Source organism: Providencia sp. PROV209 (assembly GCF_028479485.1).
GTDB classification, from domain to species: domain Bacteria; phylum Pseudomonadota; class Gammaproteobacteria; order Enterobacterales; family Enterobacteriaceae; genus Providencia; species Providencia alcalifaciens.
On sequence record NZ_JAMPNR010000023.1, the window covers coordinates 36,577 to 61,260 of the forward strand.

Annotated in this window: 18 protein-coding genes and 4 tRNA genes; 16 read left to right on the forward strand and 6 right to left on the reverse strand. The window is 42.3% G+C overall.

Annotated elements, in window-relative coordinates:
- Positions 1-488: 488 nt before the first annotated feature.
- Both PR795_RS16190 and PR795_RS16195 read left to right on the forward strand, forming a co-directional pair.
- Positions 489-2,606, forward strand: a complete 2,118-nt coding sequence (locus PR795_RS16190) for a TonB-dependent siderophore receptor (RefSeq protein WP_272516947.1) — start codon at positions 489-491, stop codon at positions 2,604-2,606.
- 90 nt (positions 2,607-2,696) lie between these two features.
- The gene (locus tag PR795_RS16195) at positions 2,697-4,259 is read left to right on the forward strand and encodes an esterase family protein (protein WP_272516948.1); all 1,563 of its coding nucleotides are present in this window, start codon (positions 2,697-2,699) and stop codon (positions 4,257-4,259) included.
- A 212-nt stretch (positions 4,260-4,471) separates the two neighbouring features.
- On the opposite strand, the gene glnS is transcribed toward PR795_RS16195, so the two are convergent.
- From glnS to nagE, 4 genes are all read right to left on the reverse strand, one after another.
- The gene (gene glnS, locus PR795_RS16200; RefSeq protein ID WP_006662315.1) at positions 4,472-6,139 is read right to left on the reverse strand and encodes a glutamine--tRNA ligase; all 1,668 of its coding nucleotides are present in this window, start codon (positions 6,137-6,139) and stop codon (positions 4,472-4,474) included.
- Positions 6,140-6,286: 147 nt separating this feature from the next.
- On the reverse strand, positions 6,287-7,102 hold the full coding sequence (locus PR795_RS16205; protein WP_036982807.1) for a sulfite exporter TauE/SafE family protein: 816 nt from the start codon (positions 7,100-7,102) through the stop codon (positions 6,287-6,289).
- A gap of 157 nt (positions 7,103-7,259) precedes the next feature.
- Positions 7,260-8,000: a hypothetical protein gene (locus tag PR795_RS16210; protein WP_272516949.1), complete on the reverse strand. Its 741-nt coding sequence runs from the start codon at positions 7,998-8,000 to the stop codon at positions 7,260-7,262.
- Between the two features lie 219 nt (positions 8,001-8,219).
- Positions 8,220-10,250 carry an N-acetylglucosamine-specific PTS transporter subunit IIBC gene (gene nagE, locus PR795_RS16215; RefSeq protein ID WP_006662318.1) on the reverse strand — a complete coding sequence of 677 codons (2,031 nt, stop codon included), beginning with the start codon at positions 10,248-10,250 and terminating at the stop codon, positions 8,220-8,222.
- A gap of 353 nt (positions 10,251-10,603) precedes the next feature.
- On the opposite strand from nagE, the gene nagB reads away from it, so the two are divergent.
- From nagB to PR795_RS16255, 8 genes are all read left to right on the forward strand, one after another.
- The gene (gene nagB / locus PR795_RS16220; RefSeq protein ID WP_006660476.1) at positions 10,604-11,407 is read left to right on the forward strand and encodes a glucosamine-6-phosphate deaminase; all 804 of its coding nucleotides are present in this window, start codon (positions 10,604-10,606) and stop codon (positions 11,405-11,407) included.
- A gap of 121 nt (positions 11,408-11,528) precedes the next feature.
- A complete protein-coding gene (gene nagA, locus PR795_RS16225; RefSeq protein WP_272516950.1) occupies positions 11,529-12,695 on the forward strand; it encodes an N-acetylglucosamine-6-phosphate deacetylase in 1,167 nt (388 codons plus the stop codon).
- Positions 12,696-12,702: 7 nt separating this feature from the next.
- Positions 12,703-13,926: a DNA-binding transcriptional regulator NagC gene (nagC, locus tag PR795_RS16230; RefSeq protein WP_006660478.1), complete on the forward strand. Its 1,224-nt coding sequence runs from the start codon at positions 12,703-12,705 to the stop codon at positions 13,924-13,926.
- A 254-nt stretch (positions 13,927-14,180) separates the two neighbouring features.
- Positions 14,181-14,257: transfer RNA gene (locus PR795_RS16235), tRNA-Met, on the forward strand.
- A gap of 7 nt (positions 14,258-14,264) precedes the next feature.
- A tRNA-Leu gene (locus tag PR795_RS16240) sits at positions 14,265-14,349 on the forward strand.
- Positions 14,350-14,381: 32 nt separating this feature from the next.
- A tRNA-Gln gene (locus PR795_RS16245) sits at positions 14,382-14,456 on the forward strand.
- 52 nt (positions 14,457-14,508) lie between these two features.
- Positions 14,509-14,583, forward strand: a tRNA-Gln gene (locus PR795_RS16250).
- A 360-nt stretch (positions 14,584-14,943) separates the two neighbouring features.
- Positions 14,944-16,287 carry a dicarboxylate/amino acid:cation symporter gene (locus tag PR795_RS16255; RefSeq protein WP_006660967.1) on the forward strand — a complete coding sequence of 448 codons (1,344 nt, stop codon included), beginning with the start codon at positions 14,944-14,946 and terminating at the stop codon, positions 16,285-16,287.
- A gap of 57 nt (positions 16,288-16,344) precedes the next feature.
- Here PR795_RS16255 and PR795_RS16260 read toward each other — a convergent pair whose 3' ends face one another.
- A complete protein-coding gene (locus PR795_RS16260; protein ID WP_006660966.1) occupies positions 16,345-16,998 on the reverse strand; it encodes an oxygen-insensitive NAD(P)H-dependent nitroreductase NfsB in 654 nt (217 codons plus the stop codon).
- A gap of 100 nt (positions 16,999-17,098) precedes the next feature.
- Between PR795_RS16260 and PR795_RS16265 the strand changes: the two genes are divergently transcribed.
- Positions 17,099-17,482 carry a winged helix-turn-helix transcriptional regulator gene (locus tag PR795_RS16265; RefSeq protein ID WP_181480664.1) on the forward strand — a complete coding sequence of 128 codons (384 nt, stop codon included), beginning with the start codon at positions 17,099-17,101 and terminating at the stop codon, positions 17,480-17,482.
- A gap of 77 nt (positions 17,483-17,559) precedes the next feature.
- On the opposite strand, the gene ubiF is transcribed toward PR795_RS16265, so the two are convergent.
- Entirely contained in the window at positions 17,560-18,747 is a 1,188-nt protein-coding gene (ubiF, locus tag PR795_RS16270; RefSeq protein ID WP_181480900.1) for a 3-demethoxyubiquinol 3-hydroxylase, read from the reverse strand.
- A gap of 337 nt (positions 18,748-19,084) precedes the next feature.
- On the opposite strand from ubiF, the gene miaB reads away from it, so the two are divergent.
- The 5 genes from miaB (at position 19,085) to lnt (ending at position 24,659) form a co-directional block, all read left to right on the forward strand.
- The gene (miaB, locus tag PR795_RS16275) at positions 19,085-20,515 is read left to right on the forward strand and encodes a tRNA (N6-isopentenyl adenosine(37)-C2)-methylthiotransferase MiaB (RefSeq protein ID WP_006660963.1); all 1,431 of its coding nucleotides are present in this window, start codon (positions 19,085-19,087) and stop codon (positions 20,513-20,515) included.
- Between the two features lie 32 nt (positions 20,516-20,547).
- Complete coding sequence (locus PR795_RS16280) at positions 20,548-21,600, forward strand: PhoH family protein (RefSeq protein ID WP_181480899.1); 1,053 nt, start codon at positions 20,548-20,550, stop codon at positions 21,598-21,600.
- A complete protein-coding gene (gene ybeY, locus PR795_RS16285) occupies positions 21,601-22,068 on the forward strand; it encodes an rRNA maturation RNase YbeY (protein WP_006660961.1) in 468 nt (155 codons plus the stop codon). It abuts the gene before it with no gap.
- A 171-nt stretch (positions 22,069-22,239) separates the two neighbouring features.
- On the forward strand, positions 22,240-23,124 hold the full coding sequence (gene corC, locus PR795_RS16290; RefSeq protein ID WP_006660960.1) for a CNNM family magnesium/cobalt transport protein CorC: 885 nt from the start codon (positions 22,240-22,242) through the stop codon (positions 23,122-23,124).
- The gene (lnt, locus tag PR795_RS16295; RefSeq protein ID WP_181480663.1) at positions 23,124-24,659 is read left to right on the forward strand and encodes an apolipoprotein N-acyltransferase; all 1,536 of its coding nucleotides are present in this window, start codon (positions 23,124-23,126) and stop codon (positions 24,657-24,659) included. The genes corC and lnt overlap by 1 nt, the downstream gene beginning before the upstream one ends.
- Positions 24,660-24,684 lie beyond the last annotated feature (25 nt).

Sequence of the window (24,684 nt, forward strand, 5' to 3'; positions counted from 1 at the left end):
AATCTTATAACCCTATACAGACCAAAGCATTAGATGCGCTGATGAAATTCGTTGATAGTTGCCTTGTTGTTCAAAAAGCAATTTGATTGAAATGCTGACTTTCTAAAACATAAAAAACTGATTAATTATCATAAGTTATTCTTAATAATTATTATTATCATACAATATTTAAATGATTATTATTATCATATAGAATGCGAAGTTAAAGTTTGAAAACAATAGAACGCTAATGTATTAGCTTGCGCATCTATATGTTTTTCATCTAAAAACTTTACATTTTCACATTGAGAGCACATTGATTTAATTCAGATATATTTACGCCAGAGATGTCAAAGAATACATCGGTGTAAGTATGAACGGTAAAAGAAAAACTCACTTTTATCCCTCCTGACCAAATCAAAAAATATCCATCGTGTGAAAACTTGCACTACTAGGTTTCCATACCGTCTTAAATTTCACGTTGAAAATAGGGATGAACAGGTATTGCTATGTTAAATAAAAATAAGCTATCAGTGCTATCACTGTTAGTAGTTTCTCCATTCGCTTCAGCAACTGATGTTTTGGTTGTGACTACACCAAGCTCAAATGATTCATATACCGCAACAACGACTTCTTCTGCAACGAAGAATGAGACTGAGATAATGAAAATACCACAGACGGTAAATGTGGTGACCAAAACCCAAATAGAAAACAGAGCAGCAGAAACTGTTGTGGATGCATTGAGATATACACCAGGTGTGGTTACAGAATACCGTGGTGATTCAAATCGCAATGATGAAGTATTCAGTCGCGGTTTTGATTATGCGAACAAAATTCTAGATGGCATTCCTTTTGGCGGAAATGCGTCCTCGTCAATGGGCACAACCGAACCTTGGTTTCTGGACAGAGTTGAGATGATTAAAGGACCGGCATCTGTGCAGTATGGGCAAATAAGTCCTGGTGGGGTTATTGCCATGACAAGCAAAAAACCAACCGCGCAGAGCATCAATAAAATTCAGTTACGACTAGGTAATCGAAATAAAACAGAAGGATTTTTTGATCTGGGTGGCAAGCTAACGGATGATGGAAATATCCTCTACCGTTTAAATGGCTTGGCAAAAAAGAAAGACACTCAGGTTCGAGACTATGAAGAAGAAAAATATGCCATCGCTCCCGCAATATCATTCCTAAATGAAGACACAACGTTCACTCTTTTGGCTTATCTACAGAACTCACCGAAAAATGGTTATCGAAATTTTCTTCCTAAAGTTGGCACTCTAGAATCAACCCCAGAAGGAAAAATTCCACAAGATTTCAACATAAGCAATCCTGACTATAATATTTCCAAACAAAAACAACATAGTATTGGATATGAATTTGAACATAATTTTAGTGATCAAATTTCATTGGTACAAAAAGCACGCTACGCAGAAATTGATGAAAAATATAATTATTTAGTATTTAACACCTTAGCAAGTGAAGCTAAAAACTATCCTTATGTACTCAAACGAATGGCTCAGCACGAAAAAACGAAACTCAATACATTTGGTGTTGATACCCATTTAAATTTCGACATTGATAATGGGGGGCTTTATCAAACACTATTAGTCGGCGTCGATTACAAATGGACTAAAGAGGATAAACAGTTTTGGCGTGACAGAAGCGGTAACTATGATATTGATTGGCGTAACCCCCAATACCAGAAAATTGATGAATCCAAGCAGACGCTATTCACCGACCAGTTACAAAAAAGCGATCAAATCGGTATTTATATTCAAGACCAAATTGAATGGAATAGCTGGAACTTATTAGCTAGCACCCGATATGACTGGATTGAAGTAAAAACGCTAGACAGAACGAACAGTGACAAATCACAACAAAATGATGGCAAACTAACCGGCTTAGTTGGGGTGTTATACTCATTTGATAATGGTATTTCCCCTTATATTAGCTACAGCACCTCTTTTGAGCCGAATCTTACTACCAACAGAAAGCCAGAAAGTCAGCCGTTTGATCCTAAAACAGCAAAACAAACAGAAATCGGTATCAAGTATCTCACCCCTGACCAAAAAACGCTGGCGACCTTATCTCTCTATCATATCGAGCAAAAAAACATTCCTAAATACGACTCTGAATTAGGTTATATGACGCTAATCGGCAAAGGTGAAAGTAAAGGTGTGGAAGCCCAGATAAACAGTAAGCTTACCGACAAATTTGCTGTTACAGGGGCATATTCATATACCAGAACCAAAGTGCTTGAAACGTCAAACAGTGCTGAAAAAGGAAAAGAATTTCCTCGAATCCCTAAAAATATGGCCTCCGTATGGGGACAATATGAAGAAAACTCAGGGATGCTAAATGGACTGAAAGCAGGAGCAGGAGTGCGCTATATCGGTTCCAGTCAGGCAGGGGCAGATAATAGCTTTTCTGTGCCTGGGGTAACACTTTACGATGCTATGGTTGGCTATGAACTTGCCAATATTTCGCCATCTTTGAAAGGCGCAACGATACAGTTAAACGTTAATAACTTAATGGATAAACATTATGTTTCATCCTGTGGCATGAGTGATGCCTGCTTTTATGGCATCGGTCGTACTGGTACTGTCACGTTTGATTACGCCTGGTAAAACAAAGAGTAAGAACAAAGGCTACGACAAATTAAGATGTAGCCTTTGTTATCTCATTAATAATAACGATTAATTTGAAAGTGAGGGCTCATGAAGTCTGTTTTGCTTTACGTCATGGTTGCTTTTAGTGCAGTACCCGCAATAGCCGCTCCTTGCAACGAACTGCCTCTCCAAGGGGTTCAGGAAGGTGTATTCGATACCGAGGGCAAGGTTTGCTTTAGGCTTCCAGCGCTTAATGAAAACTATGTTGTTGCCACACTAAAAGGGGCTACAGGGGCACAATTGCTCGACCAGCAAAACCATCATTTACGCACGTTATTGGAAGCAGGACCTGCTGATGGAGAAAAATCGCTACTTTTTTCATCCCCGATAGGGCAAGTTTCATCATTAATGTTATATGGAAATAGCGGTAGTGAATGGAAATTTAACTGGCAAATGACAGAAACTCAGCCACTCAACCGCGTGCGAAAACTTGACCCAGTCAGTCCTACTTTACAGCAACTCGCAAAGGAGCTGGCAGCAGGAGGAACGACAGATGCATTTTGGGAAAAACAGCAACTCATCGGTACGCCTTTAGTTGAACCCGTAGATACATCCCATAAACGAGTCACTTTTTTGTGGCGCGCAGCGCGCGGTAACGTGTTTATTTTAGGGTCTCCGGCAGGCGATCATGATCCCATGTTTAAACTTGGTGACTCCGATGTTTGGTTTCGCAGCTACGTGGTCCCTGCAGATACGCGTATGCAATATCAATTGGCACCTGACGTTCCTAAAGTAGATGGCAGTGCGCGTGAACAACGCCGTGCAATTTTAGTCACTGCACAAGCAGACCCTTTAAATCGCGCGACTATGAGTATAGAAAATGATGATAAGTGGAACACCTCATCTTTACTTGATTTAAAACCCTCACGGTATTTTACCCGCGATACAATGAAACAGCCTATACGTTATGGTTCTTTGACTCGACATACATTAAAAAGTAGTTTCCTTAGAAATAGTCGAGAAATCATTCTTTATCGCCCAAAAGCAACGCCCCCCGTTAGTTGGACATTATTTTTGTTTGATGGCCAAATTTGGCAGGATAAATATCACACCGCCAATGTAATTGATGGTTTGATTGCTAATCATCAATTACCCCCTATTAATATTGTCTTTATAGATAGTCTGGATAGTAAACGTCGCTCCAAGGAACTCCCCCCAAACCAAGCCTTTGCTGACTTTATGGCGCTGGAACTGCTACCTTGGGTGAGCAAAAATGGTATTGAAATAAATAATGAAAAGACGATTGTGGCTGGCGCAAGTTATGGAGGATTGGCATCATCCTGGGTCGCATTGCGATATCCAAACCAATTTAGTCATGTGCTGAGCCTATCTGGCTCGTACTGGTGGGCACCTGAAGGTGAAAAGCCAGGATGGTTAACTCGTCAATATCAGCAATCACCGCATTATCCGATCAGTTTCTGGATACAAGCAGGGTTATTTGAAAACCAAGGTGCTGATGGCGGCATTTGGCTTAATAGCCAAGAACTTGAACATGTTTTGCGAGATAAAAACTACAAAACCAGCTTCCATTCATGGTCAAGTGGTCATGATTATGCTGCTTGGATAGAAGCATTGGTTTATGGGTTGAAAGACTTCACGAGCCAACGCTGAATCTTCTGAGGGTGACCAGCTGCGCCCACAACGGTATGTTGATATAAAAAGACCCCCAACTATTGGGGGTCTTTTTTTAGACCGTTCTCAACAATCCTCTAAATAATTCGTATTATAGCAAGGCGGCAAGTGAGCCAATCCCTCGACACAAGTATGTGACTAGGGTTAGCAAGCGCAGCCAACGCCGCTACAGCGCGAAGTATGACAAGGATTTAGTTAGACTCAATCTTAGCCCACGTATCTCGCAATCCAACCGTACGGTTAAACACCAGTTTATCCGCGCTGCTCAGTTTATTATCTGCGCAGAAATACCCTTCACGCTCAAACTGATACGCTTTTTCTGCTGGCGCATCACGTAGGCTTGGTTCTACAAAACCTTGGCGGATAACCAGAGATTCTGGGTTTAAGGTTGATAAGAAATCATCTTCTGCCGCTGGGTTTGGTACCGTGAATAAGCGGTCATATAGACGAATTTCCGCTGGCAATGCATGTGCTGCACTTACCCAGTGGATAACGCCTTTCACTTTACGACCATCGGCTGGATCTTTGTTAAGCGTGTCCGCATCGTAAGTACAGAAGATAGTGGTGATGTTGCCTTCTGCATCTTTTTCTACGCGTTCTGCTTTGATGATATACGCATTACGCAGGCGTACTTCTTTACCTAATACCAAGCGCTTATATTGGCGGTTAGCTTCTTCACGGAAGTCTGCACGGTCAATATACAGTTCATTGCTAAATGGCACTTCACGCGTTCCCATGTCTGGGTTGTTCGGATGATTTGGCGCCTTCAGAATTTCTTCCCCTGCTGGCATGTTTTCAATCACTAAACGTACAGGGTCGATAACTGCCATTGCGCGTGGAGCGGAGTCATTTAGGTCATCACGGATGCAAGATTCTAATGCTGCCATTTCAACATTATTATCTTGTTTTGTAACACCGATGCGACGACAGAATTCACGGATTGAAGCCGCTGTGTAACCACGGCGACGTAAACCTGAAATTGTCAGCATGCGTGGATCATCCCAACCAGCAACATGTTTTTCAGTCACAAGTTGGTTTAACTTACGCTTAGACATCACTGTGTATTCAAGATTCAGACGAGAAAATTCGTACTGACGTGGATGACAATCAATAGTGATGTTGTCCAATACCCAATCATACAGACGGCGGTTGTCTTGGAATTCTAATGTACACAGTGAGTGTGTAATACCTTCCAGCGCATCAGAAATACAGTGGGTGAAGTCATACATCGGGTAGATGCACCACTTGTTGCCAGACTGGTGATGCTCTGCAAATTTAATACGATACAAAACTGGATCGCGCATAACCATAAATGGTGATGCCATGTCGATTTTTGCACGTAAACATGCTTTACCTTCTTCGAATCCACCTGCGCGCATTTTTTCAAACAGCGCCAAGTTATCTTCGATCAAGCGTTCACGGTATGGGCTATTTTTACCTGGCTCTTTTAATGTGCCACGGTATTCACGAATTTCGTCAGCACTGAGCTCATCAACATAAGCCAGACCTTTTTTGATTAGCTCAATCGCGTATTGATATAAAATATCAAAATAATCCGATGAATAGCGAATGTTGCCGCTCCACTGGAAACCTAACCATTGGACGTCGTTTTGAATCGAGTTCACATACTCAACATCTTCTTTGACCGGGTTAGTATCATCAAAGCGTAAGTTACACTGACCTTGATAATCCTTCGCGATACCAAAGTTCAAGCAAATTGATTTCGCATGACCAATGTGTAAGTAGCCATTCGGTTCAGGCGGAAAACGCGTGTGTACTGACGTGTGTTTTCCCGTCGCCAGATCTTCATCTATGATCTGACGGATAAAGTTAGTTGGGCGAGCATCTGCCTCATTCATTGTCATCGTTCCTCAGTGCCAAAAGCGCGCTAGATTCGTATAGTAACCGAGTATATTCTACCATAATACGTCCAGAAACAACCGTTTGATTAAGCTTAGTCAGGAAAAGCGATGGCAAAGATGCGTTTTTGTCAAAAAATAGGCTATTTATACAAACAACATCACCCCAAGAACGATCATTAATAAGATTGGATAACTTTGGGCATGGCGTTTATCACTTAAATATGGCATTAAAAACGAAGCAAAACGGATACCAATCCAAGAAGTGGCGATTAAAATTAATGCTCCTTTAATGTAAATCATGCCTAAAAAGCCCGTTCCTAATTCAAAATGCTTTTCCATGGCAAAATAGAAATAAATAATCGAGCCTGTGATGGCCATTGGCAATGTAAGCGGGTTAGCAAATGCCGCTGCTTGCAACATGCTCGCCCCACGACGGCGCATAAGCGGTACCGTCATCACACTCCCCCCAACCCCTAAAAAAGCTGCTACGGTCCCAATCACCGTGCCGATAACAGTATCAGTAATACATTTTCCTCTGATTAGGGTGTTGCCTTCAGCTTGAGTTTGTAGAAATCCAGGACGAATAAAACAGTCAAGAATGGTGATAATTAAATAACCGATAAAAATCCACCGAATCCATTCACTGTCTACTGAGAGTGCGATTAATGCTCCTAAAATGCCACCAATTGAGATAGGGATCATAAAGGGCTGAATAATTTGCCAATTAAAGTTTCCTTTTAAGTAATGTGCTCGGCTAGATAGGCTTGATGAAAAAATCATCACAAATGTGGACGTCGCTACCGCAATTTGCATGACGACCTCGCTAGTATCGTGCCGAGGCCCCCATACAAGGGTAATCAGGGCATACAGTAATGGCACGGTGATAAATCCACCACCAAAGCCAAATAGCGCGGTAGTGATCCCCGAAATAAAACCGAATAAACAGAGTAGTAAATCCACAGGACGATCCTCAGATGTGCGTGAGGTTTTATCTTATCTTTGTGCATTTCCCTATGCTTATGCCATTTTGCCAACTCACTTTGAGATTTCGCCAATTTAATTAACAGATATAACTTTTTCACTACACTTCTTAAGTGAGTTACTGGCTGGTATCTGCTTACCCATAGGTCTCGTCTATCCGCTTTCCTGCCGCCTCGCCTTTCGGGGCATTAGGCATTTGCTTAATCGCCTGAGCCACGCTGATCAATAATCGCATAAATTCATCGGCATTCTGTTCATAGCTTCCGTTTGATATTTGTGCCATTGTGCTATTGGATTTTGATCGCCATGGTTGCCTTAAGGAATTAAAAACCTCAAACAATTGCTGTTTAGTGCTATATAACAAACTGCCATCTTTAAAGACATCCTGAAAGCCGAATTCACCAACATAATAGTCCAGCAAGTCTTCATTCACTGGATTGTTAATATAAATCCCATCCCCCTCCACTTTAATCAGGAAAAATAAAATGCTGACTAATGAATAGGTCATCATTTTCCCATCTAAAACTTTATTTTTTTTCTCAAAATTTTGGAGTAGTTCAATGGTTGCTCTGCGGCTGTGGGGGTCATAACTACACACACAGCCTCCCGCGGGTTTATCGGGGATTCGTACTAAAATTCGATTACGGCTAATGAGCTTAAAACAGAAACTGAAGCTCTCTTTCGTTAAAACAATTTCGCTATAATCAAGCCAAGCTAAAGGATCTACCGTAGATAATGAATTGATATGACAATACTTTAAGTTTTCTTTGTTCATTCTTCGAATGCGAATTGCATTACCTGAACATTGAAAAAAATCATTCATCTTTTGTAAAACAAATTCGCTAGCTTCATTCACTAACGTGACTTTCGACATCATATTATTTTATTCCTTTAAAAAAAACCATCTCCTCGTCAATGGGGAAAATAAAATAGTCATAAGAGTCAAAAAGTTAAATTCGTTTATACCGAATGCATGATTGATTAATTTATCAATTAATATTTCGAATATTAATCATTGCTTAATTTGAATAAAAAAATGCCAGCTTGTTAGGCTGGCATTTTGTATACGAACGAATCGTTGCTATTTATGGTCGTACTATTTTAATACGTTGTAAATAACGGTTTCACCCGCAGTCACTTGACCTTTGGCTAAAATCTCAACACCCGCAAAATCATCGATATTGCTGATAATAACAGGGCTGATCATTGATTTAGCATTGGCTTCAAGGAAAGATAAGTCGAGTTTCAGAATCGGAGTACCTGCTTCAACTTCAGCACCTTCTTCCACTAAACGCTCACAACCTTCACCATTTAATGCAACGGTATCAATCCCCATATGCACAATCAGCTCAACACCATTTGCTGTTTCAAGGCAGAATGCATGGTTGGTTGGGAAAATTTTAACAATGGTACCTGCCGCTGGCGCAACCACTTCACTGCTGGTTGGTTTGATAGCAATACCATCACCCACAATACGGCTAGAGAATGCTTCGTCTGGCACTTGGTCCAGTGAATAAACTTCACCGCTAACAGGCGCGATTAACGATAATACCGCATTACCTTTTGCTTTTTCTGTCGTTGCCGCTTGCTGACTTTTTTCTGGTGCAGACACTGGAGCCGAAGCCGCAACAGGACCTTTAGCAATAACTTCTGTCATTGCTTTAGCGATTAATTCAGCACGTGTACCAACAATCACTTGTACGTTTTGTTTATTCAGGCGAATAACACCAGATGCGCCAATACGTTTTGCAAGAGAATCGTTGACCACTGCAGAGTCTTTCACACCTAAACGTAAACGAGTAATACACGCGTCGATGTTAACAATGTTGTCACTGCCACCTACTGCCGCAATATACTGACGAGCTTCTTTTTGAATCTCGCTTTCATCACTGTGTGCATCACTGATGTTTTCGTCATAACCATCTACGGTTTCATCGCCTGCGCTCTCTTCACGACCTGGGGTTAACAGGTTGAATTTACGGATCATGAATCTGAAGATCACATAATAGATGCAGAAGAATACTAAACCTTGAACAATCAGCATGTACCAGTGTGTAGCGAGTGGGTTACGTGTCTGTAAGAACATGTCCACCAGACCCGCACTGAATCCGAAACCTGAAATCCACTCCATCGTTGCAGCAATATAGACAGAGATACCGGTCAGCAATGCGTGGATCACGTACAGGACAGGCGCAACAAACATGAATGAGAATTCAAGTGGTTCAGTGATACCCGTAAAGAATGCCGCAAATGCACCGGCAATCATGATACCAGCAACTTTCGCTTTATTTTCTGGGCGTGCACAGTGATAGATAGCCAAAGCTGCACCCGGCAGACCGAACATCATGATAGGGAAGAAGCCCGCTTGATAGCGTCCAGTTATCCCAACCGTTGCCAAACCAGCTTCGATGGACTTCGCACCACCTAAGAAGTTAGGAATATCGTTAATTCCTGCAACGTCGAACCAGAATACCGAGTTCAACGCATGGTGTAACCCAACAGGAATCAGTAAACGGTTAAAGAAGGCATAAATACCCGCACCTACAGAGCCTAAATCTTTGATACTTTCACCGAAAGCCACCAATCCGTTATACACCACAGGCCAAACATACATCAGAATGAATGCCAAGATGATCATGAGGAATGAGGTTAGAATCGGGACGAGGCGACGACCGCTGAAGAATGACAGCGCTTTTGGTAGCTCTACACCACTGTAGCGGTTGTATAATTCAGCAGAGAGAACCCCAACAAGGATACCGACGAACTGGTTATTGATTTTATTGAATGCCGCAGGGACTGATTCCACTGGTACACTCATAATCATTGAGTACGATGCAGGTGAACACAGTGTTGTCACAACTAAGAATCCGACAAAACCGGTTAGTGCAGCCGCACCATCTTTATCTTTAGACATTCCGTAAGCAACACCAATCGCAAACAACACAGACATGTTGTCAATGATGGCAGCACCGGATTTGATCAGTAACGCAGCGATTGCACTATTGGCACCCCAACCATCTGGGTCTATCCAATAACCAATCCCCATTAGGATTGCGGCGGCTGGCAATACGGCGACAGGCACCATAAGCGCCCTACCAATCCGCTGTAAGTAGCTAAGAATATTCACAAACTCCCCCTTTGTATCGCTCTATTTTTGTCCCATTTCAGGATCTTATTTTCACGCATCAGGAATATAACTGATGTCGCTTAATTATAGCAATTCATAGTCTAGATGAATTTTTTCGCGATACAAAATAAATAGCTGGAAACTGTGATAAATGTCAACGAAAGGATCCTGATATTGACTAAATTAGTAGCTATTCTTGAAAACTTATTTTATGATTAAAAATAAGTTTTTTATATGATTTGCTGTATATACTCCAAGTACCTCAGTCATAAGAATATGTTGAAAATGATCAACATAATTGGAGATGGGGTCATACAAGTATAAATTGAAAGAAACACTCGAGGTAAAAGTACATGAGGCTTATCCCGTTAAATAATGCTCATGATGTTGGCGTATGGTCCGCACAGTACATCGCTGATAAAATCAACGCATTTAATCCGACAGCTGAACGCCCTTTCGTTCTAGGCTTACCAACTGGCGGTACACCGCTGGCAACCTACAAAGAATTAATCGCCTTATATAAAGCTGGTAAAGTCAGCTTTAAGCATGTAGTCACATTCAATATGGATGAATACATTGGTATTCCCAAAGATCATCCTCAAAGTTACTACACATTTATGCATCAAAACTTTTTTAATCACATTGATATCCAAGCTGACAACATCAATTTACTGAACGGTAATGCCCCTGATGTCGACGCCGAATGTCAACGTTATGAAGATAAAATCAAATCCTACGGTCAAATCAACCTATTTATGGGTGGTGTAGGTAATGATGGCCATATCGCCTTTAATGAACCGGGTTCTTCTTTAAATTCCAGAACTCGAATTAAAACATTGACGCCAGAAACTCGCCAAGCGAACTCTCGTTTCTTTGATAACGATATCAATCAAGTACCTAAATATGCGCTGACTGTTGGTGTTGCTACACTATTAGATGCAAAAGAGCTAATGGTATTAGCAACAGGCGCAAACAAAGCAGATGCCGTCCATGCTGCAGTTGAAGGTTCCGTAAACCATTTATGGACTGTCAGTTGTGTACAACTTCATCCGAAAGCATTGATTGTCTGCGATGAGCCAGCAACATTAGAATTGAAAGTCAAAACGCTTAAATATTTCAAGCAATTAGAATGCGAAAATATTGAATCGTTTAATTAATTTATACGCAATCTTATTTAAGTGGCACTGCCATTTAAAATAGAGAGAGTATCGAACACCCGACCGGCTACCACTCATGCTGGTCGGTGACCCTTTTACTCGCGGTCAGGAGTTTTACGCTATGTATGCACTAACTAATTGCATTATTTTTACAGGTCACGAAAGACTGGATAACCACGCGGTCATTATTGATGGCGAAATCATCAAAGCCGTATGCCCAGAATCTGAACTCACTCACGATATCGAACGTAAAGACTTACAGGGCGCCATTCTGTCGGCTGGCTTTATCGATCTACAAGTGAATGGCTGTGGCGGCGTGCAATTCAATGATAACGAAGAAAACGTGACATTGAAAAACCTCGAAATCATGCAAAAAGCCAATGAGCGTGCTGGTTGTACTAGCTTTCTGCCAACATTAATTACCTGTTCAGATGCGCTGATGAAACATGGCGTAAAAGTCATGACTGACTATCTGAAAAAAAATAAAAACCAAGCGCTTGGTCTACATATTGAAGGTCCGTACATTAATTTAATTAAGAAAGGGACCCACAACCCAGAGTTTATCCGTAAGCCATCGGTTGAAATGATGGATTACTTATCGGCCCATGCTGATGCGATTAGCATGATCACGCTTGCACCTGAAATTGTTGAGCAACGCTTTATCCACCAGCTAACCGAAGCGGGTATTGTGGTCTCAGCGGGTCACTCCAATGCAACCTATGAAGAAGCGCGTCAAGGCTTCCGCTCTGGTATTCGCGCATCAACCCACCTATTCAACGCAATGCCATATATTTCTGGTCGCGGTCCTGGTCTGGTTGGTGCAATTTACGATACCCCTGAAGTCTATGCTGGCATTATCGCGGATGGTTTACATGTCCAATGGGCCAATATTCGCAATAGTAAACAACTCAAAGGGGATAAACTGGTTTTAGTCACCGATGCGACAGCACCCGCCGGAATTGATCCCCAAACAGGTGAAATGGATCATTTTATCTTCGCAGGTAAAACCATATACTACCGAAATGGATTATGTGTCGATGAAAATGGCACACTGAGCGGCTCTTCCCTGACCATGATTAATGCGTTGAAAAACAGTGTTGAACATGTTGGCATTCCTCTTGATGAAACATTAAGAATGGCCACCCTTTACCCAGCAAGAGCCATTGGGGTAGAGGCAACATTAGGTTCCATCGAAGCCGGCAAAACGGCTAACTTGACTGCCTTTAACCAAGACTTCCAAGTCCTTTCAACTTATGTAAACGGAGAGGAAGTCTATAAAAATGAGTAACTAGCTGATGAATCAAAGCCACTCGCTAAAGCAAATTGGTAATATTGATCTCGTAAAACAACTCAACAGTGCTGTCGTTTACAGCCTGATTGATCAACAAGGACCGATATCTAGAATTCAGATAGCGGAGCAGAGCCAACTTGCGCCAGCGAGTGTCACAAAAATCACTCGTCAGTTACTCGAACGCGGTTTAATTAAAGAAGTAGACCAGCAGGCCTCCACCGGAGGCCGTCGCGCTATCTCCATTGTTTCTGAGTATAAACATTTCCATACCATTGGTGTGCGCTTAGGGCGTTATGATGCCACCATCGCCCTGTATGACCTTAGCGGAAAAATGCTGGCAGATGGTCACTACCCTATCACTGAACCCACCCAGCAAGTTGTAGAACAAAAACTGATTGCCGCTCTTGAAGACTTTATTGCGCTACACCAACGTCGCATTAGAGAATTGATCGCTATCTCCGTGATTTTGCCCGGTCTGGTAAATCCGCATTCAGGTATCGTCCACTATATGCCGCATATTAAGGTTGATAACTGGCGATTGATTGATAACTTACAAGCACATTTTAATCTCACCTGTTATGTTGGGCACGATATTCGCAGCCTAGCGCTGGCTGAGAGCTATTTTGGCGCAACCCAAGATTGTAAGGACTCACTCCTTGTTCGCATTCACAGGGGGGCTGGAGCCGGTATAGTTGTCAATAAAGAGATACTACTAAATCATAGAGGCAATCTAGGTGAGATTGGTCATATTCAGGTTGACCCACTTGGTGAGCTTTGCCATTGCGGTAATTTTGGTTGCTTAGAAACTATTGCTTCCAACCAAGCGATTGAAGCGCGAGTCAAACAGCGTTTAGAGCAAGGCTATAGCAGCCAATTAACCCCTGAAACCTGTTCAATCTCTCATATTTGCCAAGCCGCTAATAAAGGCGATCCGTTAGCAACGGAAGTTATCCAGCACGTTGGGCGACAAATAGGTAAGGCAATCGCTATCACAATTAACTTGTTCAATCCTGAAAAAGTAGTCATTGCAGGAGACATTACTGAAGCTGAGCAAGTTTTATTACCTGCGATTCAAAGTTGCATCGACACACAAGCCTTAAAAGGTTTTCGTGAGAATTTACCCATCGTCACTTCACAATTGGTGCATAATTCAGCAATTGGCGCATTTGCGCTCACAAAACGGGCGATGCTAAACGGAGAATTGCTCCAGACATTATTAGAAAGTTAACTTTGCTTTCTTTTTTATCCACTAACGTGGAAATAACGTTATAAATGACAGTGTGATTTTTAACCATCTTAATAATAACAAATCACATTTTTTCAAATTCGGGGTTGTTTTTTGCTGCCTTTATCGACAAAATGATTATTCATCAAACAAACAAACGCATTTTCTAAAAAATAGTGCAAAAAGCTGTTGACTGTCTTGCCTGTAATTAGCATAATGCGCCCCGCAACGCCGATGAAGGTTAAGCAAAAAAAGATGGCTATGTAGCTCAGCTGGTTAGAGCACAACACTCATAATGTTGGGGTCACAGGTTCGAATCCCGTCATAGCCACCATTTATTTGCGGGAGTGGCGAAATTGGTAGACGCACCAGATTTAGGTTCTGGCGCCGCAAGGTGTGCAAGTTCAAGTCTTGTCTCCCGCACCATTTTCCTTCTCGGTAAAAATTGAATTTAAGATTGGGGTATCGCCAAGCGGTAAGGCACCAGGTTTTGATCCTGGCATTCCCAGGTTCGAATCCTGGTACCCCAGCCATCTTAAAAACAATTTATTTTCTTAGTGAAAATAAATAATAGATATTCTCGGATGGGGTATCGCCAAGCGGTAAGGCACCAGGTTTTGATCCTGGCATCCCCAGGTTCGAATCCTGGTACCCCAGCCATTCTCTTCTCAATTCCCTCTCTAAAACATGACGTAAATACATTTATTACGGTATTTATTTAATGCTTTTAAAAATTACTTTTTGCCTTTAAATTTCCTTTTAACTTTTTCAAAAACATTTAATACATCCCATTTACCTTTACGCAACTTTTATGTCGGAATTGTGATATGAGTCATTTTCACGTAACCAAGTAAAGTGGTAATCTTGCGGCGAATTGCAGTTAGATTAGATTAGATTAGTAATACGTAAGCCCCCTTTCGTCTGAAATAATTAGTCCAACTTTCCAATCCATCTCAACTCAGTTGTAAAAAAACCAATAATTATAATTGCTATAACACAATATTTTTACAGAGAAAACTTATGCGAAACATAATAAAACAACCACTATATAAAATTTTATATGTGCAGGTCATTGTCGCCATCACTCTTGGTATTGCCCTTGGGCATTTTTTCCCAGACATCGGAGAGTCGTTAAAACCGTTGGGTGATGCGTTTATCAAAATCGTGAAAATGATCATTGCCCCAGTCATCTTCTTAACCGTTGTGACGGGTATTTCTGGCATGACAAACATGAGAGCGGTCGGAAGCGTGGCAGGTAAAGCTATGCTGTATTTCATCACGTTCTCAACCGTTGCTCTGATCATTGGTTTGATCGTCGCAAATATCATCCAGCCAGGCGCTGGACTGAATATCGACCCAGCAACATTGGATAATGCTAAGGTTGCAGGTTATGTAGAAAAAGCTCACGAATCTTCCATCGTTGGCTTCTTCATGAATATCATCCCTGACACAGTCATTAGCCCCCTCGTTAACGGGAATATTCTGCAAGTTCTATTTATTTCTGTAATTTTTGGTTTAGCGCTGGCAGCAACGGGTAAACACGGTGAGCCAATTGTTAAACTGCTACAGAATTTCTCTGAGCCAGTCTTCAAGATGGTTGCTATGTTGATGAAACTGGCACCTATCGGGGCATTCGGTGCGATGGCATTTACCATTGGTAAATACGGGATTTCATCTATCGGTAACTTAATGATGCTGATTATGACGTTCTACATCACCTCGCTGCTGTTTGTTCTAGTCGTACTGGGTGCAGTGGCTAAATATAACGGCTTCTCGATTATCGAGCTTATCAAATACATCAAAGATGAATTATGGTTAGTGCTGGGGACCTCTTCCTCTGAAGCGGCATTACCAAGCTTAATGAGAAAAATGGAGCACGCTGGTTGCGAAAAATCCGTCGTTGGATTAGTGATCCCTACCGGTTATTCATTTAACCTCGACGGCACCAACATCTATATGACGATGGCGGCGCTGTTTATTGCTCAAGCAACCAATATTGAACTGACGCTCTGGCAGCAAATTTCCCTGCTGTTAGTTGCAATGATCAGCTCTAAAGGCGCAGCGGGTGTAACGGGGGCTGGTTTTATTACCTTAGCAGCAACGCTGATGGTAGTACCAAGTATTCCAGTTGCGGGTATGGCACTGATTCTAGGTATTGACCGCTTTATGTCTGAATGTCGTGCTCTGACCAACTTAGTCGGTAACGCTTGTGCCTGTATCGTGGTTGCTCGTTGGGAAAAAGAGTTAGACACTGAAAAACTGGCTCATGCATTCGCAACCAAAAACGAATCATTAGATTCAATGATCACTGAAGATGAAGCGGCTCAAGCTACAACTTCTGTTGATATTGCTAATAATAAATAATTTACTTATACCCTACGAAAATAAGCCGCAAATGCGGCTTATTTTTTATGGCGTGAATTAAAGTTCAGTCACAATCTCATCCAATGGAAGCCTAGCCTTAGGTAATGACGAATTAAAATCGTCATCTGTTTTATACCCAAGAGCTACAACCGTCACCGCATTCAGTCCTTTCTCATCTAAACCAAACTCATCATTCAGTATTGAGAAGTCAATACCTTCCATCGGTAATGCATCAACTCCCAATACCGCGGCACCCAATAATAAAGCCCCCATATTTAAATAGACTTGTTTTTCTATCCAATGAGGTAAATCCTGAAACTCATTCTTATGCAAATTCACGAAAAATGTTCGAGCCATATGGTTCTGCTCTTTAAATTCACTTTTCAGATACCGCCCCTCTTGCTCTTCAATATCTAAAAGATGAAGTAAGTAATCTTCAGGCAGCTCTCTTTTTCCACACATCACAATCACATGAGACGCATTGCGGATTTTTTCTTCATTAAAAGAATATCCCCCAGCCGTAGCATTAATAATTTTTTGTTTTGCTTCGGGGCTACTCGCTAACAAAAAATGCCAAGGTTGTACGTTAACACTAGAAGGGCTTAACTGGAGCAGCTCTTTTATTTGAACCAATATTTCATCGGGGATAATTTTATTAGGGTCAAAGCTTTTTGTCGCATAACGAGAGTTCAAAATATTTGTTAAGTTCATGGTGTCCTCTAAGTAAAAACAAACTTTATTGAATTTTGGTCATCCTAATGTTAAAAGTACAAACTAACAAGTACGCACAATAATGGCACATACTATACAAATGGATACTGTCAAAAAAAGACGATATAGCGACTACACCTACGATGGATGCCCTGTTGAAGCCTCATTAGAGCTAATGGGAGGAAAAGGCAAAGGCGTGATTCTGTATCATTTACAGGGAAAAACGCTTCGATTTAATGAGTTAAAAAGAAAATTAATTTCTATTACACCGCGTATGCTGACAAAACAGTTACGGGAACTCGAAAGTGATGGGTTAATTATTCGACATGTCTACCCTGAAGTTCCCCCTAAAGTCGAGTATTCAATGACCCCAGAAGGGGAATCTTTGAGTGCCGTGCTTCATGCCCTACAAGCGTGGGGGGAAAAATATGGGATCCCGCTATTAGATAAAAGAGAACAAGATCTAAGTACTAGAGAACAATAACGGGAAAGTTACCCAGAACAATAATCTGGGTAACTGATTGCAATAGGCGGGTTCAATACTGTGACTAGCAAGTGAAACTACAACCCCAACGCATATTTTAGCGCTAATTTTTTCGCCTCACCCGCACGTTGTGCAGCCATCAAACCAAAATTTCTAAGCATTTTTAAACCAGGCAAGTTTTCACTAAATGCCATATAGAAAACATCCATTCCCGCTTGCATCATGAGATTATCAGGTAAACGACGACGCTGGTAACGCTTAAGCACATCCAAAGACTCCCATGCTTCAACACACTCACGCGCTTGATAAATTACCTTCAATAACACGTCCACATCACGATAGCCAAGGTTTACCCCTTGTCCCGCTAATGGGTTAATCGTATGAGCTGCATCACCGATCAGAACCAAACCATCCAGAACATAACGGCTAGCATGATGGCGTGTCAGAGGGAATGCGCCTGACGCTATCGCTTTTACTTCGCCAAGTCGCTCAGGGAACGCTTCAGTAATCGCACCGGTGAGCTGCTCCATAGACATACTTTGCAAACGGCGGATTTTCGCAGGGCTGTCATACCAAACAAGCGAAGCCCAATTGTCATACAGAGGTAAAAAGGCTCTTGGACCCGAAGGGAAAAACTGCTGCCATGTCCGGTCTTGTTGTGGTTGATTCGTTTGAATCGTGATCAACATACAAGATTGGCGATATTGCCAGCCTCGGCTACCAATACCCGCCATTTTACGCACTTGAGAATTTGCCCCATCAGCGCCTACCACGAGTTTAGTGTCCAGAACGCGACCATCTTCAAGCTCAACCATCCAATGCTTTTGCCCATGCGGTTGGTATAAATTGACCAACGTGGCTGGGCACACCAATTCTAGATTGCTGTACTGTTCACATTCACGCCATAATGCCAGCTGTAACACGCGATTTTCTACCATAAAGCCAAGTTCAGGCAACCCCAAACTTTTAGCATCAAAAATGACATTACTTCCCGGCTCTTCCCATGTTTCTAACTCACGATAAGGCACACTGCGCATTGCTTCCACGTGCTTCCATGCACCTAATTGTTTTAGCAATTCAATGGAAGCGCTGCTAATTGCAGAAATGCGGACATCCGGCGTACTGTTTGCGTCAAACTCCACAGGCTTGGCTTTCTCAAGTAAAGCCACTTTCATCCCTTCTTGGGCAAAGCCGAGCGCTGCCGCTGCGCCAGTCATTCCTGCGCCAACAACGACAACATCATAAAATTCAGTTAGTTTATTCATCATGATAGCTACTATTAACTGTTTGATTTCGTTAGTATACCGAAAAATTCTTACCCCCGCAGGCAATATCTGCGCTTGGGCTCTGGTCACTGATGCCTCAAATGAATACAATACTCGTTAATCTTTAAAACAATAGGCAAATAGCCTGCCCTTAAGCATTTGGTGATGATATTATTTTAGCATGTTATTACTGGGTAATTTTTGCATTTAATCCAATCAAGAACGCTGTTCTTAATCAAAATGCGGTGAATTCCCTCATCATCAAAGGGTAGGACTTTGGATTTACAACGCGTTTCGAAGTCCACATTTTAGGATTCGAAAACACCGGATATACGACATGTCGACAAATAAAAAGTTATATATGAAAACTTGGGGCTGCCAGATGAACGAATACGATTCATCTAAAATGGTCTCTTTATTAGAAAGCACCCACGGCTATCAACTGACTGACATTGCTGAAGAAGCAGATCTGTTGTTATTAAACACTTGTTCTATCCGTGAAAAAGCCCAAGAGAAGGTCTTCCACCAGCTTGGTCGTTGGAAATTCTTCAAAGATAAAAAACCTGACATCATTATTGGTGTGGGTGGCTGTGTAGCCTCTCAAGAAGGTGACTTTATTCGCCAACGTGCACCTTGTGTTGATATTGTTTTCGGACCGCAAACACTGCATCGTTTACCGGAAATGATTAACCAAATTCAGGGTAACCGTAGCCCAATTATTGATATCAGCTTCCCTGAAATTGAGAAATTTGACCGCCTACCAGAGCCGCGTGCTGAAGGTCCGACCGCGTTTGTCTCTATTATGGAAGGCTGTAACAAATACTGCACATTCTGTGTAGTCCCATACACTCGTGGGGAAGAAGTTAGCCGTCCATGTGACGATATTCTGTTTGAAATCGCTCAGTTAGCCGCTCAAGGTGTACGTGAAGTTAACTTATTAGGTCAGAACGTTAACGCATATCGCGGCGAAACCTTTGACGGCGAAATCTGTTCTTTCGCAGAATTATTACGCTTAGTCGCGTCTATCGATGGTATTGACCGTGTACGCTTCACCACCAGTCATCCAATTGAATTTACCGATGACATTATCGAGGTTTATCGCGATACACCAGAGCTAGTCAGCTTCTTACATTTGCCTGTGCAAAGTGGTTCCGACCGCATACTGACCATGATGAAACGCGCACATACTGCATTAGAATATAAAGCGATTATCCGTAAATTACGTGAAGCACGCCCAGGTATTCTGATCAGTTCCGACTTTATCGTTGGCTTCCCAGGGGAAACTACCGATGATTTCGAAAAAACCATGAAGCTGATCGCGGATGTGAATTTCGATATGAGCTATAGCTTTGTCTATTCAGCTCGCCCGGGTACACCAGCGGCAGATTTACCGGATGATGTCAGCGAAGATGAGAAAAAAGAGCGCCTGTACTTACTGCAACAGCGCATTAATCAGCAAGCAATGAGCTTCAGCCGTGCCATGCTGGGAACAGTGCAACGTATTTTAGTGGAAGGCACTTCACGCAAAAATGTGATGGAGCTTTCAGGTCGTACCGAAAATAACCGCGTAGTGAACTTTGAAGGCACACCGGACATGATCGGTAAATTTGTGGATGTCGAAATCGTCGATGTTTATACAAACTCTTTACGCGGCAAAGTGATTCGTACCGAAGATCAAATGGATCTGCGTGTTCACGAAACACCAGCATCCGTGATTGCACGTACTCGTAAAGAAGATGAACTTGGCGTTGGCAACTTCCAACCCTAAAGATAGGATACTCAGTGACCGATAACAAACCTTTGCAAATCGCAACACAAGAGATTTTTTTAGAGCCCGCAGATAATCAGCGTTTAATGAGCCTTTGCGGGCCATTTGACGACAATATTAAGCAATTAGAGCGTCGTCTTGGCATTGAAATCAATCGCCGAGACAACCGTTTTAAGCTTTCGGGTAAAGCGCTTAATATCCAAGCTGCCAGTAAAATTTTACGCCAGCTATACGTTGATACCGCGCCAATCCGTGGTGTGATCCCCGACATTGATCCTGAAAATATTCACCTTACGATTATTGATAGCCGAGTGCTTGAGCAATCCGCAGAAAGCGTACCAGACTACGGCAAAGCGGTGAATATCAAGACCAAGCGCGGAGTGATCAAACCACGTACCCCAAATCAGGCACAGTACATTGCCAATATCTTAGACCATGATATTACGTTTGGGATCGGTCCTGCGGGAACCGGTAAAACTTATCTTGCTGTTGCCGCTGCTGTCGATGCATTAGAGCGCCAAGAAGTACGCCGCATTTTACTCACCCGCCCTGCGGTTGAAGCGGGAGAAAAATTGGGGTTCTTACCGGGTGATTTAAGCCAAAAAGTTGACCCGTACTTACGCCCACTGTACGACGCACTATTTGAAATGCTAGGTTTTGAAAAGGTTGAAAAACTGATTGAGCGTAACGTCATTGAAGTCGCACCACTGGCTTACATGCGCGGTCGCACACTCAACGATGCGTTTATTATTTTAGATGAAAGCCAAAACACCACCATCGAACAGATGAAAATGTTTTTAACCCGTATTGGCTTTAACTCTAAGGCGGTCGTGACTGGAGATATCACTCAAGTCGACTTGCCAAGAGGGAGTAAATCCGGCTTGAGACATGCCATCGAAGTGTTATCGAATGTGGATGATTTAAGCTTTAACTTCTTCCATAGCGAAGACGTGGTACGTCACCCTGTCGTGGCTAAAGTCGTCATGGCATATGAAGCGTGGGAAGAGCAAGACAGTAAGCGTCGCCAGCAATTGAAAGCAGAAAAAGAGCAGCAACGTGAGCTTGAAAAGCAGGAAAATAACTAAATGAGCGATGTTATTCTCGATTTACAGATAGCAAGCGAAAATACCGCGGGCTTACCCACTGAAGCTATGTTCCAGCGCTGGGTTAATGCGGTATTACCTAAGTTCCAAGCAGAAAGTGAAGTCACTATTCGTGTCGTTGATGAAGCCGAAAGCCATGAATTGAATCTCACTTATCGCGGGAAAGATAAACCAACCAACGTGTTGTCATTCCCCTTTGAAGCACCGCCTGAAGTCGAGTTACCGCTGTTAGGTGATTTAATTATTTGCCGCCAAGTTGTGGAACAAGAAGCAGCTGAGCAGCAAAAAAGTGAAGAAGAACATTGGGCACACATGGTGGTTCACGGTTGCCTACATTTACTGGGTTATGATCATATCGAAGATGATGAAGCCGAGGAAATGGAAGGATTAGAAACTGAGATCCTCGCAGAAATGGGTTATGCCGATCCGTATCTTGCGGAAAAAGAGTGAGCTCTCTATAATTTTCATTCGAATGCAATTTTTCGATATTCGACACAAATTTGTACCGCTAACCCATAAATTGTCTAGCCAATAAAAATGTTTTAAGCTAAACAATTCATTACCCAATCATATGGGTTAGCCATTTTTATTAATTAACTGAGGAATAATAAATTTAACGCCATGAGCGACGATAACTCTTCGAGTAGTGATAACCCTGGACCTAAGAAAGGTTTTTTTGCGCTATTAAATCAACTTTTCCATGGTGAACCAAAGAACCGTGATGATTTGGTCGAATTAATTCGTGATTCTGAACAAAACGATTTAATTGACCCAGATACCCGTGAAATGCTGGAAGGCGTTATGGATATCGCCGATCAGCGGGTACGTGACATCATGATCCCTCGCTCTCAAATTGTTACCTTAAAACGTAACCAAAGCCTTGATGAGTGCCTCGATGTCATCATCGATTCTGCCCACTCTCGCTTCCCTGTTATCAGCGAAGATAAAGATCATATTGAAGGGCTGCTAATGGCAAAAGATTTACTGCCATTTATGCGAACTGATGCAGAACCTTTCAGTATCGATAAAGTGTTACGTCAGGCTGTTGTTGTTCCTGAAAGTAAACGAGTAGACCGCTTACTCAAAGAATTCCGTTCTCAGCGCTACCATATGGCCATCGTTATCGATGAATTTGGCGGTGTCTCTGGTCTCGTGACCATCGAAGATATTTTAGAGCTGATTGTCGGTGAAATTGAAGATGAGTATGACGACCAAGATGATGTGGATATCCGTCAACTGAGCCGCCATTCATACTCAGTTCGTGCTTTGACCCAAATTGAAGACTTTAATGATGCCTTTGGCACGCATTTTAGTGATGAAGAGGTAGATACCGTTGGAGGCTTAGTGATGCAAGCCTTTGGTCACTTACCATCCCGTGGTGAAACCATTACCATTGATAACTACCAGTTTAAGGTTTCTATGGCTGATAGCCGTCGAATTTTACTGCTTCAAGTTAAAATTCCTGACGACGCGCCAGTGCCTACTTTGGATGAAGAACAGAGTTAATGAACTTATCCTCTCGTTATCAAAGCCAGTGGCTGCGTCTGCTGCTGGCCTTACTATTCGGAGCCAGTGGTACACTGGCTTTTTCGCCTTTTGACTTCTGGCCAGCCGCACTTCTTTCTGTTTTATTTCTCCAATTATTAACTCTACAAAGAACCGCTAAGCAAGCTTTTGCAATTGCATTCGCTTGGGGATTTGGTTTATTTGGTAGCGGTGTCAATTGGGTATACGTCAGTATCGCGGATTTTGGCGGTATGCCGGAGGCCGTTAACGTATTTATCGTTATCTTGCTGGCGGCATACTTATCACTCTACCCAGCCCTGTTCGGAGCACTACTCACCAAATTGACCCCTAATGCCAACGTATGGCGTTTGGTCTTTATGGCTCCCGCGTTATGGCAAGTGACCGAGTTCCTTCGAGGCTGGGTACTAACAGGCTTCCCATGGCTACAGTTTGGGTATACCCAAATTGACGGACCAATGAAATCATTAGCACCGATTTTTGGTGTTGAGATGATCACCCTACTGCTATTTAGCATTAGTGGCTTGATTGCCCTTGCAATCATTCGCCGTAACCTGTTCCCTCTTGCGTGTGCTGCCGTTTTATTACTGGCACCGTTGCTCGCTAAAAATCTTCAGTGGTTTACGCCATTGAACGATAAAACAATGGAAGTCGCGCTAGTACAAGGAAATATTCCTCAATCCATGAAATGGGAAGCGGGCTTTTTACAGCAAACCAAAGATCGCTATATCAAACTTTCTAGCCCTTATATTGGCAAGGCCGACATGATTATTTGGCCCGAATCCGCCATTCCTGTCGTTGAGCTGGAAAACCAAGCTTGGTTAAAAGCACTAGATACTCTGCTGAATGAAACTAAAACACGGTTAATCACAGGGACCGTGGATGCCAAACCTGTCAATGGTGACTCTGTATTCTATAATTCCATTATTGTATTGGGAGACAGAAAGCCGTATCTCTATCCCACTCAAAACCGGTATAACAAACACCATTTAGTGCCGTTTGGTGAATTTGTGCCTTTAGAAGATTTACTGCGCCCACTGGCTCCATTCTTTAACTTACCAATGTCAGGCTTTAGTCGTGGAGATTATCAACAAGCCCAATTGGCTATTGGTAATATTCATCTGACGGCAACCATCTGCTATGAAATTATTCTAGGTTCCCAAGTCAGAGACAATTTCAAACCAGATAGTGATTATTTGTTAACGATTTCAAATGATGCATGGTTTGGCGAGTCTATTGGTCCATGGCAACATTTCCAAATGGCAAGAATGCGCTCACTTGAGCTGGGTCGCCCACTGTTACGTGCAACAAATAACGGTGTGACTGCGGTGATTAACGCGGATGGCTCTATTCAAGATATGCTACCACAATTCCAAGCTGCGGTTCTGGCTACTGAAGTGACACCAACGACAGGATTAACCCCTTATGCTCGCTGGAGTAATTGGCCGATGTGGGGTCTGGTCGCTATATTTGGCATTGTCGGATTTACGCTTAACCGCCGTCAAAAACGTCACTAATTGACGCTTTAAACCCATTAAAAAT